12 protein-coding genes and 1 riboswitch are annotated in these 15,740 nt (G+C 67.9%); of the genes, 8 read left to right on the forward strand and 4 right to left on the reverse strand.

Translation table 11 applies throughout. The annotated features are described in order from the left end of the window. The first annotated feature begins 65 nt into the window (after positions 1–65). On the forward strand, positions 66–1,277 hold the full coding sequence (ftsY, locus tag AC1D0A_RS13220; protein ID WP_243177161.1) for a signal recognition particle-docking protein FtsY: 1,212 nt from the start codon (positions 66–68) through the stop codon (positions 1,275–1,277). 78 nt (positions 1,278–1,355) lie between these two features. Here the strand turns inward: ftsY and AC1D0A_RS13225 are convergent, their stop codons facing one another. Further along, positions 1,356–3,089 (reverse strand): hypothetical protein, encoded by a 1,734-nt coding sequence (locus AC1D0A_RS13225; protein ID WP_476946008.1) that lies wholly within the window; start codon positions 3,087–3,089, stop codon positions 1,356–1,358. 160 nt (positions 3,090–3,249) lie between these two features. Then, a complete protein-coding gene (locus tag AC1D0A_RS13230; protein WP_476946009.1) occupies positions 3,250–4,500 on the reverse strand; it encodes an MFS transporter in 1,251 nt (416 codons plus the stop codon). Between the two features lie 251 nt (positions 4,501–4,751). On the opposite strand from AC1D0A_RS13230, the gene AC1D0A_RS13235 reads away from it, so the two are divergent. Then, entirely contained in the window at positions 4,752–6,134 is a 1,383-nt protein-coding gene (locus AC1D0A_RS13235; RefSeq protein ID WP_243177164.1) for an ammonium transporter, read from the forward strand. Continuing rightward, the gene (locus AC1D0A_RS13240) at positions 6,131–6,469 is read left to right on the forward strand and encodes a P-II family nitrogen regulator (RefSeq protein WP_028276847.1); all 339 of its coding nucleotides are present in this window, start codon (positions 6,131–6,133) and stop codon (positions 6,467–6,469) included. Before AC1D0A_RS13235 ends, AC1D0A_RS13240 begins: the two co-directional genes overlap by 4 nt. 177 nt (positions 6,470–6,646) lie before the next feature. Here the strand turns inward: AC1D0A_RS13240 and AC1D0A_RS13245 are convergent, their stop codons facing one another. Next, entirely contained in the window at positions 6,647–8,035 is a 1,389-nt protein-coding gene (locus AC1D0A_RS13245; RefSeq protein ID WP_476946010.1) for a glucose-6-phosphate dehydrogenase, read from the reverse strand. Between the two features lie 152 nt (positions 8,036–8,187). On the opposite strand from AC1D0A_RS13245, the gene ffh reads away from it, so the two are divergent. Further along, complete coding sequence (gene ffh / locus AC1D0A_RS13250; RefSeq protein ID WP_028276849.1) at positions 8,188–9,777, forward strand: signal recognition particle protein; 1,590 nt, start codon at positions 8,188–8,190, stop codon at positions 9,775–9,777. 71 nt (positions 9,778–9,848) lie between these two features. Continuing rightward, positions 9,849–10,583, forward strand: a complete 735-nt coding sequence (locus tag AC1D0A_RS13255; protein ID WP_229992666.1) for an alpha/beta fold hydrolase — start codon at positions 9,849–9,851, stop codon at positions 10,581–10,583. Here AC1D0A_RS13255 and thiC read toward each other — a convergent pair. Next, positions 10,580–12,430, reverse strand: coding sequence for a phosphomethylpyrimidine synthase ThiC (gene thiC, locus AC1D0A_RS13260; protein WP_308197199.1), 1,851 nt, complete (start codon positions 12,428–12,430; stop codon positions 10,580–10,582). The genes AC1D0A_RS13255 and thiC overlap by 4 nt on opposite strands. Continuing rightward, positions 12,426–12,533, reverse strand: a riboswitch (TPP riboswitch). It overlaps the preceding gene by 5 nt. Positions 12,534–12,609: 76 nt before the next feature. On the opposite strand from thiC, the gene AC1D0A_RS13265 reads away from it, so the two are divergent. The 3 genes from AC1D0A_RS13265 (at position 12,610) to AC1D0A_RS13275 (ending at position 15,673) form a co-directional block, all read left to right on the forward strand. Continuing rightward, complete coding sequence (locus tag AC1D0A_RS13265; RefSeq protein WP_243177166.1) at positions 12,610–13,716, forward strand: amidohydrolase family protein; 1,107 nt, start codon at positions 12,610–12,612, stop codon at positions 13,714–13,716. A gap of 73 nt (positions 13,717–13,789) precedes the next feature. Beyond that, complete coding sequence (locus tag AC1D0A_RS13270; RefSeq protein WP_243177167.1) at positions 13,790–14,665, forward strand: VOC family protein; 876 nt, start codon at positions 13,790–13,792, stop codon at positions 14,663–14,665. Positions 14,666–15,235: 570 nt separating this feature from the next. Next, a complete protein-coding gene (locus AC1D0A_RS13275) occupies positions 15,236–15,673 on the forward strand; it encodes a hypothetical protein (RefSeq protein ID WP_476946011.1) in 438 nt (145 codons plus the stop codon). Positions 15,674–15,740 lie beyond the last annotated feature (67 nt).

Raw genomic sequence — 15,740 nt, forward strand, 5'->3', positions numbered from 1 at the left:
ACTGCGTCCGCGCGCAACAAAAGCGCTGGCCACGGCCCATTTGGGGTTTGTGAGAAGCTAGGGGAGTGAACGATATCCTCCCCATCATTCTGCCCATTTTCGCTGTCCTGGTGGTCCTCGGTGTGCTGATCCCGGTGCTCATGAAGACCCGGAAGAGCGCCAAGACCTACACCGGCCCGCGTGACGCAAACGACCCCGTGCAGGCCCCGGGAGCCGGAACCCTTGTGGAGGACCGTCCCGCGCAGGCGCCGGCACCGGCACGGACCTCGCCGGACGGCGTCGAACTCGAAGAACCAACCCTCGAAGTTCCGGACGACGCAGCCGGGCTGGAAACCGTCCCGGTGGAAACCCCGCTGCCGGTGGCCGGGCGGCTGATGCGGCTGCGTGAGCGGCTGGTCAAGTCCAACAACATCCTGGGCAAGGGGCTCCTGGCCCTGCTCTCGGCAGACAAGATCGATGAAGACGTCTGGGATGAGGTCGAGGAAACCCTGCTGCTGGCCGATCTCGGCACCGAACCGACCATGCAGCTCGTGGACTCGCTCCGCGAACGCGTCAAGGTGATGGGCACGCGGGACCCTGAGCACGTCAAGGCCCTGCTCCGGGAGGAACTCATCAAGCTCGTGGATCCGACCATGGACCGGAGCCTGAACGTCGAGCGCCACGGCGACAAGCCCGCCGTCATGATGGTTGTCGGCGTCAACGGCGTTGGCAAGACCACCACCGTAGGCAAGCTTGCCCGCGTGCTCGTGGCCGAGGACAAGGACGTGCTGCTGGGCGCGGCGGACACCTTCCGCGCCGCCGCCGCCGAGCAGCTGGCCACGTGGGGCCAGCGCGTCGGCGTGCCCACCGTGAAGTCGGACATCGACGGCGCGGACCCGGCCTCGGTGGCCTACGAGGCCGTCAAGGCCGGCATCGACCAGGAAGTCGACGTCGTCATGATCGACACCGCGGGGCGCCTGCAGAACAAGGTGGGCCTCATGGACGAGCTCAGCAAGGTCAAGCGGGTCATCGAAAAGCTGGCCGAGGTGGACGAGGTGCTGCTGGTCCTGGACGCCACCACCGGCCAGAACGGACTCAACCAGGCCCGGGTGTTCTCCGAGGTCGTGAACATCACCGGGATCGTCCTGACCAAGCTGGACGGCACCGCCAAGGGCGGGATCGTCGTCGCCATCCAGAAATCCCTTGGGGTCCCGGTGAAGCTGATCGGCCTGGGCGAAGGCGCCGACGACCTCGCGCCGTTCGAGGCCGAAGGCTTCGTGGACGCGCTGCTGAACTAGCGCGCACCGCAACAAAAAGAGTGCCCCGGTCCTGTCTGGTCAGTTCAGACAGGACCGGGGCACTCTTTGTTCGAGTGGCTAGTACTTGAAGTTCAGGACCGTTACTGTGCCGGCTGTCAGCTTGAACTGCTGCGTCTGGGACTTGAACGCGAAGCCGGGCACCGTGGCGCGCTTGGCGAGGGGTGCGGGCTCGGTCTTGGCGCCATCGATGACGGTCTCGTCCTCGGCTGCGTAGCTGGGTCCGCTGAGCTGGGTCATGGTCCCGGTGACAGGCTTGCCCGGAAGGTTCAAGGTGACTAAAGTCTGCGCGGCCTTTTCGGGGTCGTTTTCGTTGACGATCACCACGCTGGTGCTGCCGTCCGCGTTCTGCAGCGCATAGCTGAACGCCGGGCCGCCGCCGGAGCTGTTCACTTTCATGAACTTGCCGGCCTCGAGCTCGGCCACCATGGAGATGCCGAAGAAGTTGGCACGGCCGGACATCTGGCCATTGCCGAACGGGTAGGCCCCGGCGCTGCAGATGGCGGACAGGGGCGGGCCGCCCTTGCAGGTCAGCAGCGAGCTGTGGAAGCCGATTCGGGTGATGCCCAGCTGGGCGGCGGTGAGGGCATAGTCTGCCGCCCACAGCGCAGATGCGTGGGTACGGGAGGTCTCATTGGAGCCGGGGCACGCCGAGATCCCGGTTTCCGGAATCCAGGTTTCCAGGCCGGCGGCCTGACCCACCGCGAGGGCCGCCTTCTGGTAGTTGACGCCACGGTCGTGCATCGTTCGGCTCATCGCGTTTGCCAACGTAGGCGAGTCCTGGGGCAAGCTGCCGTCACAGTTGGAGAGCGGGTAGTGGTGGAACGTCAGGATTTTCTTCTGCGGGAGGTCCGCGTCGACGAACGGCTGCCACCACTTCTGGTCGTAGGCGCCCGGGCCGGAGATGGGCACGTTCGGCGCCACTGCATAGATCGCGTTGGCGTAGTCCTTCAATTCCCGAGTGTACTGATCCAGGCTGTAGCCGCTGCCGGACTTCACATCGTTGAACACGAAGCCGTTGGGCTCATTGCCCACAGTGATGCTCAGCAGCCGGTCGCCGAGGATCGCCGAGGCGTTCTTGGCCATGTCCGCAGCCCGCGCCGGGTTGTAGTGGCCCAGATCCACTGTGAGGCTGACCCTGGCGTCGCCTGCCTCCAGCAGGGTCTTGAGCCGGACCAGGTCTGCCGGGCCCACGGCCTTGACCGGGTGCGTCTTGTCACCCTTGTAGTCGGCGGGGACAGCCTCGCCGCTGGAGGTCCAGAAGAAACGCCGGTCCACGGCGTTGCCGCCGAAACGCAGGACCGGCTGGTCGATCTCCTTGAGCAGCTTGACCATCGACGCGTTGTCGCTGCTGAGGTCGGGATCGGCCAGATCCGTGGCCTCCAGGGAAATTCCCGCCATGCCCTTGTTCAGGGAAGTGCCCACGAGGTCGCTGGAGACATCGACCTTGAGGGGCTCAACCTTTTCCAGCGGCGACCCGGCCGGCGGACCCGGCTGTGCGTAATAGGTGACGGGCGGTCCCACCTCGGCCGGGGCGGGTGCCGGGGCTGACTGGGCGGCGGGGGAAGAAGCGGCCGGCGGTGCCGGGGTCGGGTTTCCGAGGGCGAGGGGAACCAGTACTGCTGCGGCGACGGCGACAATTCCTGCGCCGGCGATCAGCCCTGCGCGCTTCCTGTTGCCCGCGCTCTTTCCTGCGTTGGCTCCTGTGTTGGCTCCCGCGTCGGCTCCCGCGTCGGCGGGTTGGGCGGGGTCGGGGCTTTCGGCTTTCCCGGGGGAAGAGTCGAATTTGGCCATGGGGGATTACCTCCGGAAGTTTGTAGCACGTGCCCCCAGCTTAGCCAAGGGCGGCGGGGGACGCTGACCGGAAGGTCCCGGACAGCGTCCCGTGCACGGTCCGGGACAAGGTCATGGCTGAGGCACGTGCCCGGCGGACCGGTGGCGGCAACGCCGCAGGTCAGGCGCGATCCGGGGCCGGCCGGCGGAACGTTTCGCGGGCCGGCAACCACACGGCGGCGGCGGCCAACAGGATGCCGCCAGTGACCCCAAAGGCCCATCCGTAGCCCAGTCGGTCCGCCAGCAGTCCGGCCACCACCGGTCCGACAATCGCGCCGCTGTCCGAGGCCATCTGGAAGACGGCCAGGACGCGGCCGCCCGAGCGCTCGTTGCCGATCACATCGGCGATGGCAGCCTGCTGGGCCGGTCCCAGCAGCCCGGAGCCGATCCCGGCGCAAGCGGACGCGAGCAGGAACCAGGGCAGCTGGTGCGTGAACCCGATGGCCGCCGTGGCGGTGCCGGTGACCAGCAGCCCGGCCAGCAGGAGCGGCTTGCGGCCCAGGCTGTCCGCGAGCCGGCCGGAAAACGTCAGCGCCACCGCGTTGCCGCCGGCAAACACCGCCAGGGCCCAACCGGCCGATTCCGGACCGGCGCCGAGCGCCACGACGGCGAAGAGCGGCACTGTGGCCATCCGCACCCCGAAGGTGGCCCAGCCGTTGGCAAAGCTCGAAAACAGGCCGGCCCGGTAGGCGCTGTCCCGCAGCGCGTCCCGCAGTTCCATCGCCGGGGCCGTGGCGCCGGGCTGCCGCGAGGCGGCGGGGACATGGCTGAGCTGGGTTTGCACCACGACGGCGGCCAGCACCAGGGCCGCCGCGTAGGCCAGGAACGGCACCCGCAAGCCGAAGCCGGCCAGCATCCCGCCGACGATGGGGCCGCAGACGTTGCCGATCAGGAAGGCGGAGGCATAGGCCCCGGAGACCCGGCCGCGGCTTTCCGGCGGCGCGAGCCGGACGACGAGCGCCATGGACGCCACCGTGAACATCACCGAACCAGCCCCGCCGAGGCCGCGGAAGACCAGCAGCTGCCAGTAATTCTGGGCGAAAGCGCAGGCCGCCGTGGACGCCGCGACGATCAGCAGCCCGGCCACATAGACCGGCCGTTCGCCCAGCTTCACGATCAGGGCGCCGCCGGCCGGTGCAAAGACGAGCCGCATGAAAGCGAAGATGCTCACGATCACCGCCGCCGCGGTCGCCCCGACGTCGAACGTGGTGGCGAACTGGGGCAGAACCGGTGCCACGAGGCCGAAGCCGATCGCAATCAGGAAGGCCGCCACCAGCATCACCTTGATGTCCCGGGGCAGCCGGGAACGGCCCGGGGCCCGGGAAGGGACCTTGGCTGCGGCGTCGCCGGCGGGGCGGGAGGTCTTGCTCATAATGCGTTCGTCCTTGGGAAGATGCGGTGCGGGCTGGCGGCGGGTTCAACAAGTGCGGGAATAATCCGCTGAAACATAACCGTAACAAGTGTGAGATGCACCATTTACGTCCGGGAGGTTCTTGTAACAACCCGGCAATGTAAATCCTCCGCCAGCGAAACACTGCCCCGCGAAACTCTTTCTAGAACGCAAATAAATGCGTTGGGACCGGCGGACTACTCCGCACCTAATAGCAAGAGAGGACGTAGACCATGGAACTCACCGCAGGTCTCGTTTGGCTCCTGGTCGCCGCGGCACTCGTGCTGTTCATGACCCCGGGCCTGGCATTCTTCTACGGCGGCATGACCCGCGCCAAGTCGGCTTTGAACATGATGATGATGAGCTTCGTCGCCATTGGAACCGTCGGCATCATGTGGATCCTGTGGGGCGCTTCGATGGCTACGACCAACGAAGACAACTTCTACCAGATCTTCGCCAACCCGTTCAGCCACTTCGGCCTGCACAACTTCACCGAACCGGCCGACCTGCTCAAGGTCGGCTACGCGGCCACCTTCGCGATCATTACGGTGGCCCTGATTTCCGGTGCGGTCGCCGACCGCGCCAAGTTCTCCGCATGGGTGGTGTTCACCCCCATCTGGGCGACCCTGGTTTACGCGCCGATGGCCTTCATGGTCTGGGGCGGCGGACTCTTCTCCGCGAATGGCTGGTTCGGCCAGACGTTCGCGCCGGTCATCGACTTCGCCGGCGGCACCGTGGTCCACATCAACGCCGGCGTCGCGGGCCTCATCCTGGTCCTGATCATCGGTAACCGCAAGGGCTTCGGCAAGGACCCGAACCACCGCCCGCACAACATTCCGTTCGTCATGCTCGGTGCCGCAATCCTGTGGTTCGGCTGGTTCGGCTTCAACGCCGGTGCCGCCGCGACGGTGGAGCAGGCCGGCCTGATCTGGATCAACACCCTGGCCGCCCCGGCCGCCGCCATGCTCGGCTGGCTTGCCGTGGAGCGCTTCCGCGACGGTCACCCGACCTCCCTCGGTGCCGCCTCCGGCGTGGTCGCCGGCCTGGTCGCCATCACCCCGGCCTGCGCCAACGTCTCCCCGCTGGGTGCGATCGCCCTCGGCGTCGTGGCCGGTGTGGCCTCGGCGCTCGCCGTCGGCCTGAAGTTCAAGTTCGGCTACGACGACTCGCTCGACGTCGTCGGCGTCCACCTCGTCTCCGGTGTTGTCGGCACGGTCGCAATCGGCTTCCTTGCCACCCCGACCCAGGGCGCCGCAGGCCTGTTCTACGGCGGCGGCACCACGCAGCTGGTCGCCCAGACCCTCGCGGCAATGATGGCCATCGTCTTCACCGCCGTGATGACCTTCATCATTGCCTTCCCGATCCACAAGCTCATGGGCTTCCGGGTTTCCCAGGAACAGGAAGTTGTCGGTGTGGACCTGAGCCTGCACGCAGAGACCGCCTACGAGTTCGGCGTCGGCGGGCACGGCGGCAGCTTCCAGCCGCTGCACGAACTGATCACGGGCAAGCCGATGGGCGGCGAGCCGCAGGAGGAAGGCACAGCCGCCGAAGTGCCGGTGGACGCCGCGTCCAATGGCAAGCAGAACGCAACGGGCAAGGAAAGTGTGGGGGCATGAAACTGATCACGGCAATCGTCCGACCGGAAAAGCTTGAGGCTATTCGCGAAGGCCTGGAAGCCTACGGTGTGCAGGGCCTCACGGTCAGCGCAGCCAGCGGCTACGGCCGGCAGCGCGGCTACACCGAGGTGTACCGCGGGGCCGAGTACAACGTGGACCTGCTGCCGAAGATCCGGGTGGAAGTCCTGGCCACCGACGAACAGGCGGACGACATCCTGGATGTCATCATCGCCAGTTCCAACACCGGCCGGGCCGGCGACGGCAAAGTCTGGACGATGGATGTGTTCGAAGCTGTCAGGGTCCGTACCGGAGAGCGTGGTTCTGCAGCGATCTAGTTGCTCCCCGCTCCATGCCGCTAGAGCCAACAGACACAGCGGCGTTGACACGGCACTGACACAGCGGGCCGGATACCTGAGAAGGTGTCCGGCCCGCTGTGTCGTTGCTGCCTGGTCGTTGCTGCTTGGTCGGCACCGGCGCACCGCCGGATCCGCGCGGGCCCTGCCGGTACGAATCTAGGCTGGCCAGCCCTCCGGCCCCGGGGTCCCGGCCGGATATTCCTCCAGCGGGACATGTCCGGCGGTCCAGGATTTCAGCACCGGCGCCAGGATGCGCCAGCAGTCCTCGGCCGTATCCGCCCGCACCGAGAGCAGCGGATCCCCGGTCAGCACGCCCTCGAGCACTTCACCGTAGGGGAGGAGTTCGGAGGCGCTCAGTTCGGCCTGCAGCGTGGCCCGGTCCAGGCTCAGGACATTGCCCGGTCCGTTCACGTCGACGTCGAACTGCAGCGTGTCCGGGCCAAAGCCGATCCGCAGCTGGTTGGGGGCGTCCACACCGGTGAACCCCTTCGGAAGGTGCGGCACCGGCCGGAAGGTCACCACGGCCTCCTTGCGTTTCTGGCCCAGCGCCTTGCCCGAGCGCAGGATGAACGGCACGCCCTGCCAGCGCCAGTTGTCGATCTCCACCTGCACCTCGGCGAGGGTTTCAGTACCCCTGGACGCGTCCACGCCCTCCTCCTTGGCGTAGTCCGGAATGTCCCGGCCGTTGATCGAACCCGCCGTGTACCGGGCCCGGCGGGTGCTTTGCCGGTAGGGGGCCTTGATGCTGCTGGCCCGCAGCACGGTGGCCACGGCATCGCGGAGATCGCGTTCGTCCACGGATGCCGGCGGCTCGATTGCCATGAGGGCCATGATCTGAAGCAGGTGGCTTTGGATCATGTCACGGAGCGCCCCGGCGCCGTCGTAGTAGCGGGCGCGGCCTTCGAGGGCGAGGTCCTCGTCGAAGATGATCTCGATTTTTTCGATGTTCTGCCGGTTCCACACCGGCTCCAGGAACGTGTTCGCGAAGCGCAGGCCAAGGATGTTCAGGACCGTTGCCTTGCCGAGGAAGTGGTCCACGCGGTGGATGTGGTCCTCCGGGGCCAGCGCCGCCAGCGTCTTGTTCAGGTGGCGCGCCGACTGCTCGTCGGAGCCGAACGGCTTCTCCATGACCAGCCGGGTGCCGGCGGGCACATCCTCCGGCGCCAGGGCCTCGCACGCGAGCTGGCTGACCCGCGGCGGCAGGGCGAAGTAGACCGCCACGGGCCCCTCCAGTTGCGCCAGGAGCCCGGCGAGCTGGCCCTTGGCCGTGACATCGAGCTGGTGGTAGGTGCTCTCCTTGCGGATCCGCTTGAGCTCCCGCTTGCCGTGGGCGTCGGCCTTGGAGTCCTCGTCCGCGAACGACTCCTCGATCCGGCCAAGCCACTGCTCCGGCGTCCACGGGTCCGATCCCGCTCCCGCCAGGGTGAGGCCGTCGGCGCGGCCCCGGGACACCAGGCGGGCAAGCCCCGGTAACAGGAGCCTTCCGGTGAGATCGCCGGAAGCGCCCAGGATGAGCAGGGTTTTTACAGTTGTTTGGCTGGTCACCTACGCCAGCATGCCATCTTGAAGGCGCATCTTGGTACCCTAGATAGTCGAGTCCTGTTGTCGAGGCGGTTCGTCCAGGCGAATACCAATCGCGACGCTGGCGTGCCGCACCGGCCGCCACCTGTAGATCCACTGAAAGAAGTGCACGGCGCGTGTTCAATTCACTCTCTGACCGGTTGACAGCAACCTTCAAGAATCTGCGTGGCAAGGGCCGCCTGACCGAGGCGGACGTTGACGCCACAGTCCGCGAGATCCGGCGTGCCCTCCTGGACGCCGATGTCGCTGTGCCCGTGGTCCGGGAGTTCACCGGCCGCGTCCGCGAGCGTGCCCTCGGCGCCGAGGTCTCCGGGGCGCTGAACCCGAGCCAGCAGATCGTGAAGATCGTCAACGAGGAACTCGTCGAGATCCTCGGCGGTGAGACCCGCCGGATCCGCCTGGCGAAGACCGGACCCACCATCATCATGCTGGCCGGCCTCCAGGGCGCCGGCAAGACCACCCTGGCCGGCAAGCTGTCCAAGTGGCTCAAGTCCCAGGGCCACAGCCCGATGCTGGTGGCCTGCGACCTCCAGCGCCCCAACGCCGTCACCCAGCTGCAGGTAGTCGGCCAGCGCGCCGGCGTGCCCGTCTTCGCCCCGCACCCAGGCGCCACGTCCACCGAGCTGGACCACCCTGCCGGCGACCCTGTCGCCGTCGCCCGCGCCGGCGTCGAGGAAGCCAAGCGCACCCTCCACGACGTCGTGATCGTGGACACCGCCGGCCGTCTCGGCGTCGACGCCGACATGATGGAGCAGGCGCGCCAGATCCGCCGCGCGATCGTCCCGAACGAAGTCCTGTTCGTGATCGACTCCATGATCGGCCAGGACGCCGTCAACACGGCCTTGGCCTTCGACGAGGGCGTCAACTTCACCGGCATCGTGCTCTCCAAGCTCGACGGCGACGCCCGCGGCGGCGCCGCGCTCTCCGTCGCGTCGGTGACCGGCAAGCCGGTCATGTTCGCCTCCACGGGCGAAGGCGTGGACGACTTCGAGCTCTTCCACCCGGACCGCATGGCCTCGCGCATCCTCGACATGGGTGACGTCCTCACCCTGATCGAGCAGGCCGAGAAGTCCTGGGACAAGGATGAAGCCGCGCGGATGGCGAAGAAGTTCGCCGACCAGGAAGACTTCACCCTCGATGACTTCCTCGCGCAGATGCAGCAGATCCGCAACATGGGCTCCATGAAGAAGATGCTCATGATGATGCCGGGCGCGCAGAACATCCGCCAGCAGCTGGAGCAGTTCGACGAGCGCGAGATCGACCGCGTCGAGGCCATTGTCCGCTCGATGACCCCGCACGAGCGTGTGGCTCCGAAGATCATCAACGGCTCCCGCCGGGCCCGTATTGCCCGCGGTTCCGGCGTGCACGTCTCCGAGGTCAACGGACTGCTGGAACGTTTTGCCCAGGCCCAGAAGATGATGAAGAAGATGGCCGCCGGCGGCGGGATGCCCGGCATGCCGGGAATGCCCGGCATGGGCGGCGGGGGCGGAGCCCGCAAGGGAGCCAAATCCGCGCCCAAGAAGAAGGCCCGCTCCGGCAACCCGGCCAAGGCGGCGCAGGAACTGCGCGACGCCGAGGCCCGGCGTGCCGCCGGCCCCAAGGCGCTGCCCACCGGCGCGTCGTTTGGCCAGCAGGGCGGCGACTTCGATCCGTCCCAGCTGAACCTGCCCAAGGGTTTCGACAAGTTCCTCGGCGGCAGCAAGTAGCCATAAGTGCTGACGGCCGCCGGCACTGTGTCGCCGGCGGCATCAGCACTGAAGTGCCATAGGGTTAGACAATGTTCAAGCAGCGCGTAGTCTTCGTCCATGGGGACGGCAGCTTCGGCGCCGCCGCGTGGCCAAAACAGCACGGAATGGCGCTGGACTACGACGCCCTGTTCCTGCGGCGGCACGGGTTTGACGCCGTCGCGGAACCGCTCGAATCCAACTTCGCGGCCGACGCCGCCATCGTGCTCGCGTCGCTAGCAGACGACGGCCGCGGCGAGGCCGGCGGCCACGTGGTGGCCCATTCGCAGGGCGCGATCGCCGCGATGATGGCCGCCGTCGAACGGCCCGACCTCGTCCAGTCGCTGACCCTGGTGGAACCGGCCTGCCTGTCCCTGACCGCGGAGCTCCCGGCCACCGCCGCGCACCGGGCCCTGATGCAGCCGCTCTTCGACGTCCGCCACAACCTCAGCGACGACGACTTCCAGCGGGAGTTCATCCGCCGCGCGTTCGCGGCGGACGCCCCCGGGGCCACGACGCCGGAGGCCCTCCGGGCTGCGCGCCGGCTCCGCCTGCAGGCGCCGCCGTGGGAAGCACCGCTGCAGATCGTGCCGGGCGTGCCGACCCTGGTGCTGACCGGCGGCTGGGAACCGCTGTATGAGGAAATCGCCGGCTACCTGCGCGAGACCGGCGCCCTGCACCGCACGGCACCAGGAGGGCACCGGCCCCAGGATTCAGCCGAAGGGGACCGGGCCATCCGCTCCTACATCGCCGAAGTCAGCCGGCACCAGCACGCCCGGGCCTCCTAGGAAGCTGCGCGTCCTCCCACCGAGGGCTGCGGCAGGTAGACCTTGCCGCCCGAGGCGCGGAACTCGTTGCTCTTCGCCCGCATTCCGGCCGCCATCTGCGCCAGGGCCGCCTGCGAATCAGCTGAACCGTATTCGTCCCGGATGTCCTGGCTGATCCGCATGGAGCAGAACTTCGGACCGCACATCGAGCAGAAGTGGGCTGTCTTGGCCGGCTCCGCGGGAAGCGTCTCATCGTGGAAAGCCTCGGCCGTGACCGGGTCCAGGGACAGCGCGAACTGGTCCCGCCAGCGGAACTCGAACCTTGCCTTGGACAGGGCATCGTCGCGTTCGTGCGCGCCGGGGTGGCCCTTGGCGAGGTCCGCGGCATGGGCCGCGATCTTGTAAGTGATCACGCCCGTCTTCACATCGTCCTTGTTCGGCAGCCCGAGGTGTTCCTTGGGCGTGACGTAGCAGAGCATCGCGGTGCCATAGCGGGCGATCTCGGTGGCGCCGATCGCCGAGGTGATGTGGTCATAGCCCGGTGCTATGTCCGTGACGAGCGGCCCGAGTGTGTAAAACGGGGCGCCCTTGCAGAGTTCCTGCTGGCGCTCCACGTTTTCCCGGACGAGGTGGAAGGGCACGTGCCCGGGGCCCTCCACCATGACCTGCACGTCGAAGTCCCAGGCCCGCTGCGTGAGCTCGGCCAGGGTGTCCAGTTCGGCGAACTGTGCCGCGTCGTTGGCATCCGCCGTCGCGCCGGGCCGCAGCCCGTCGCCCAGGGAAAAGGCGACGTCGTAGCGTGCGAAGATCTCGCACAGCTCGTCGAAGTGGGTGTACAGGAAGTTCTCCCGGTGGTGCGCCAGGCACCAGCCGGCCATGATGGAACCGCCGCGGGACACGATGCCGGTGACCCGGTTGGCCGTCAGCGGCACATACCGCAGCAGCACGCCGGCGTGGATGGTCATGTAGTCCACGCCCTGCTCGCACTGTTCGATCACGGTGTCCCGGAAGATCTCCCAGGTCAGGGCGTTCGCCTCACCGTTGACCTTCTCCAGTGCCTGGTAGATCGGGACCGTTCCGATGGGGACGGGGGAGTTGCGGATGATCCACTCGCGCGTGGTGTGGATGTCGTCCCCGGTGGAGAGGTCCATGACGGTGTCCGCGCCCCACTGCGTGGCCCACTGGAGTTTGTCGACCTCCTCGGCGATGGAGCTGGTCACGGCGGAGTTCCCGATATTGGCGTTGATTTTCACCAGGAACGCCTTGCCGATGATCATCGGCTCGGATTCGGGATGGTTGACGTTGTTGGGAATGATCGCGCGGCCCGCGGCCACCTCGCTGCGCACCAGCTCCACATCGCAGTTCTCGCGCAGCGCGACGAACCGCATTTCCTGGGTGATGACACCGTCCCGGGCGTAGCGCATCTGCGTGACGGTCCTGCCCTCAACGGCCCGGCGCGGCACCGGCCGGCCGCCCCGCCACTCGGCCGACGCGGCACCGCGGCGCACCGCCGATTTGCCGTCGTCGAGCAGCTCGCGTTCGCGGCCGGCGTAGGGTTCGGTGTCCGCCCTGTCCTCAATCCAGGGGGTGCGGAACGGCTCCAGCCCGCGGACCGGATCGCTGCCCGGGCCGGCAGTGCGGTAGACCCGGAACGGCGGGTTCCGGACGCCGCCCGGGGAGGGTTCCAGGGCGATCTCGGTCACCGGCACGCGGATGCCGTGCTCCGGGTCCGTGCTGAAGGCCAGCGAGTGGGACTTCAGCGACTGTGTGGGGGCCAGAGGCTGGCTTGCGGCAGACCCGTGCTGGGCTAGCCCAGTGGGGGCTGACTCATTGTGGGCAGGGCTGTGCTGTGTCACTTGGGAGTTCACGGAAATACTCACTTCCTTCGCCGGCATTACCCGGACAGGTTCAACGGTCGCGGGCTGCGTCAGCCCGATCTCAGCCCCTGCAGGGGCACCCGTGTGGTCGTAGACGAAGCTACCACGCACCTCCGGCCGGCCGTCGAGTGTGACGCGGACGGCGGAGCCAGAGGGCTAGGCTTTAGGCCATGACCAGCATCATCGAGTTCAGCGGGCCCATCCTCACGGCGGCGGACCAGGTCCGCTACGGGTTGTGGTCGGTAGATGGCCGGCTGACCTTTCGCCGGCCCGCGGCCGCGCCGGAGCTCGTGCTGGACGGCTGGGTCATGCCCGGCCTCGTGGACGCACACTGCCACATCGGCCTGGGCCCGGGCGGGGACGTTACCGAGGACACCGCGGAATCCCAGGCCCTGGCGGACCGCAACGCCGGGACGCTCCTGGTCCGCGACGCCGGCGCCGTCCACGACACACGCTGGCTCCAGCAACGCGTGGACCTTCCCCGAATCATCCGCTCGGGCCGGCACCTCGCGAGGACCCGGCGCTACCTGCCGGGCCTGGCCGTCGAGGTCGAGCCGGAGGATCTCGTCGAGGCCGTGCGGAAGCAGGCCCGCGCGGGCGACGGCTGGGTCAAGCTCGTGGGGGACTGGATCGACCGCGACGCCGGCGATCTCGCCGCCAGTTTTCCCGCCCGGACGGTCAAGGACGCCGTCCGGGCCGCCCACGATGAGGGGGCCCGCGTCACCGCACACTGCTTCGCCGAAGACACCCTCGATGACATGCTCGACGCCGGGATCGACTGCATCGAGCACGCCACCGGGCTGCTGCCGCGGCACCTGCCGCGCTTCCTCGAACAGGGTGTTCCGATCGTGCCCACCCTGATCAACATCGCCACGTTCCCGGACATCGCCGCCCGGGCGGCCGCCAAGTTCCCCCGCTACGCAGCCCACATGCGCTCGCTGTGGGAGCGCCGGGCGGAGCGGATCCTCGAAGCCCACGAGGCCGGGCTGGCGATCTATGCCGGTACCGACGCCGGCAGCGTGATCAGCCATGGCAGGATCGTGGACGAGATCCAGGCCCTGCACGCCGCCGGCCTTTCCGCCGCTGCCGCCCTCAACGCCGCGAGCTGGTCCGCGCGGACCTGGCTCGGCGCGGAGTCCATCGGTGAAGGGGCAAGCGCTGATGTCCTCGTCACGGCCGAAGATCCGCGGAGCAATCCGGCCACGCTCCGCCGGATCCGGCATATCGTGCTGCGTGGGCTGCCGGTAGACCGGGAGCCAAGCGGCCATGAGGAATAAATTGAAGCTTCAAGTAATTTAGTTTTATAGAGTCGCCGAAGGCCGGCGGCTAACAAATCCACGGAGCGTTGCCATGATCGCAGAAGCCAGCACCCAGGACCTCCTTCCTGCCGAACTCACCATGGGCACCGTGATGCTCAAGGTCGGCGACATGAAGCTCATGACCGACTACTACCAGCGCGCCCTCGGCCTGGAGACTGTGGCCGAACAGGACGGCGGGCTCTACCTTGGGCGCCAGCAGAAGCCGCTGGTGCATCTGGCGCCTGCCCCGGACCTGTTTCTACCTTCCCGCGGCGAGGCCGGGCTCTTCCACACCGCCCTCCTCTTCGAGGACCAGCACTCCCTGGCGGCCACCATCGCCACCGCGGCCCAGTACGAGCCCCAGTCCTTCACCGGCAGCGCGGACCACCTCGTCAGCGAGGCGTTCTACTTCAACGACCCCGAAGGCAACGGCATCGAGCTGTACTGGGACCGGCCGCGGGCGGCGTGGTCCTGGGAGGGCAAGAACGTCGTCATGGACAGTCTCGCCCTGCCGCCGCAGCGCTACCTGCAGCAATACCTGACCGAGGAGTCCGTGGCCGGCCAGCGCCAGGCCGCCGCCGGCGTCGGGCACGTCCACCTGCAGGTCGGCGACGTCCAGTCGGCGCATGAGTTCTATGTCGGCACGCTCGGCTTCGAGAAGACCGCGGGCTGGCACGGCCAGGCGCTGTTCGTCTCGGCTGGCGGATACCACCACCACATGGCCATGAACGTATGGAACAGCCGCGGCGCGGGCCCCCGGCGCGACACGCTGGGCCTGGGCGAGGTCCTCATCGAAGTGCCCTCCGGCGACGACGTCGCGGCCCTGGCCGACCGGCTCAAGGCTGCCGGCGTCGAATCCCACCACACCGGCGCCGAGCTGCGCTTCGAGGACCCGTGGCGCAATCGGATCCGCGTCGCCGTGCGCTAGAAGTTCTGCCCGGCAAGCTGGTCGCTGGGCATGTCCAGCGCGCACAGGACATGTCCACTCTTCGCCGGCGGGCCTTGGTTGGGTTCCCCGGGCCAGCGAGGGACATGGCCACTGTTCCCAGGCGGGACATCGGAGCATGTCCATTGCCCACAGCCGGGAATAGACATAGACGCCATATGTTCATTGGTTGCTGTCAGGACGGGGCATGGCCAGCGACCTTCGCCGGAGTGGGCAAGGTTCCCCCGGGGCCAGCGAAGGACATGTCCACACTTCGCCAGCAGGACACTGGAACATGTCCATTGCTCGCAGCCGGGAATAGACATAGTTGCCACATGTCCAGTGCTCGCGGTCGGGGGAGGGCGTGTCCACGGGCGGGGTCGGGTTCCCCGGGCCAGCGAGGGGCATGTCCATTGCTCGCAGTCTCGAATGGACATAGATGCCATATGTCCAGTGCTCAGGGTTAGGGGAGGGCATGTCCAGCGGGCGGGGCTGGGCCGTGCTGAAGCGGCTAGGCTGAAGCGACGTCGAAAACAGCGGTCTGCGGACCGCCGAACCCTAAGGACCAGCTGCATGGGATTCACCGAACTCTTTGTGTCCACCCACGAAGAAGCCCTCGAGCGCGCCGGCGCACTGGAAGACGGCAGTCCGGCCGCCCCGGGCGCCGTCCGCATCCCGGAGATCAGCGACTTCGAGGTGGAGCGGCTGGGGGACCTTGCCGGCGTCGCCGTGCACGCCCCGGGCGCGGATTATGAACTGGCCATGGTCGACGTGGCCAGCGACTCGCTGCTCGGCGTCCCGGCGGCAATGGTCCGCACGCTGGCGGAACTGCTCAGCTATGAAACCGAAGGGGAGGGTGACGTCCTGGAGGATGTCGCCGCCAACTGGGCCGCCGAGGAGGACATGCCCTTCGGTCCGGACGAGGCCCGGGACTACGTGCGCCGGATTGCCGAGCTCGCCGCCGGCGTCGACCCCGCCACCAGGTCCGGCCTCTTCGTCTGGACGTCCTGACCGGCCCTCGAGGCCGCTTCCAGGCCGCGCGGTGGTGCGCCAAGCTCGTGTCAAGTCGAAATCCTGC

The sequence above is a fragment of the Arthrobacter sp. P1_D4 genome (assembly GCF_056406115.1).

Coding starts and splice junctions, on each gene's coding strand:
- AC1D0A_RS13225 (WP_476946008.1), bottom strand. CDS start 3,089: ATGGCCAAATTCGACTCTTCCCCCGGGAAAGCCGAAAGCCCCGACCCC.
- AC1D0A_RS13275 (WP_476946011.1), top strand. CDS start 15,236: ATGGGATTCACCGAACTCTTTGTGTCCACCCACGAAGAAGCCCTCGAG.
- AC1D0A_RS13270 (WP_243177167.1), top strand. CDS start 13,790: ATGATCGCAGAAGCCAGCACCCAGGACCTCCTTCCTGCCGAACTCACC.
- AC1D0A_RS13240 (WP_028276847.1), top strand. CDS start 6,131: ATGAAACTGATCACGGCAATCGTCCGACCGGAAAAGCTTGAGGCTATT.
- AC1D0A_RS13235 (WP_243177164.1), top strand. CDS start 4,752: ATGGAACTCACCGCAGGTCTCGTTTGGCTCCTGGTCGCCGCGGCACTC.
- AC1D0A_RS13230 (WP_476946009.1), bottom strand. CDS start 4,500: ATGAGCAAGACCTCCCGCCCCGCCGGCGACGCCGCAGCCAAGGTCCCT.
- AC1D0A_RS13265 (WP_243177166.1), top strand. CDS start 12,610: ATGACCAGCATCATCGAGTTCAGCGGGCCCATCCTCACGGCGGCGGAC.
- AC1D0A_RS13255 (WP_229992666.1), top strand. CDS start 9,849: ATGTTCAAGCAGCGCGTAGTCTTCGTCCATGGGGACGGCAGCTTCGGC.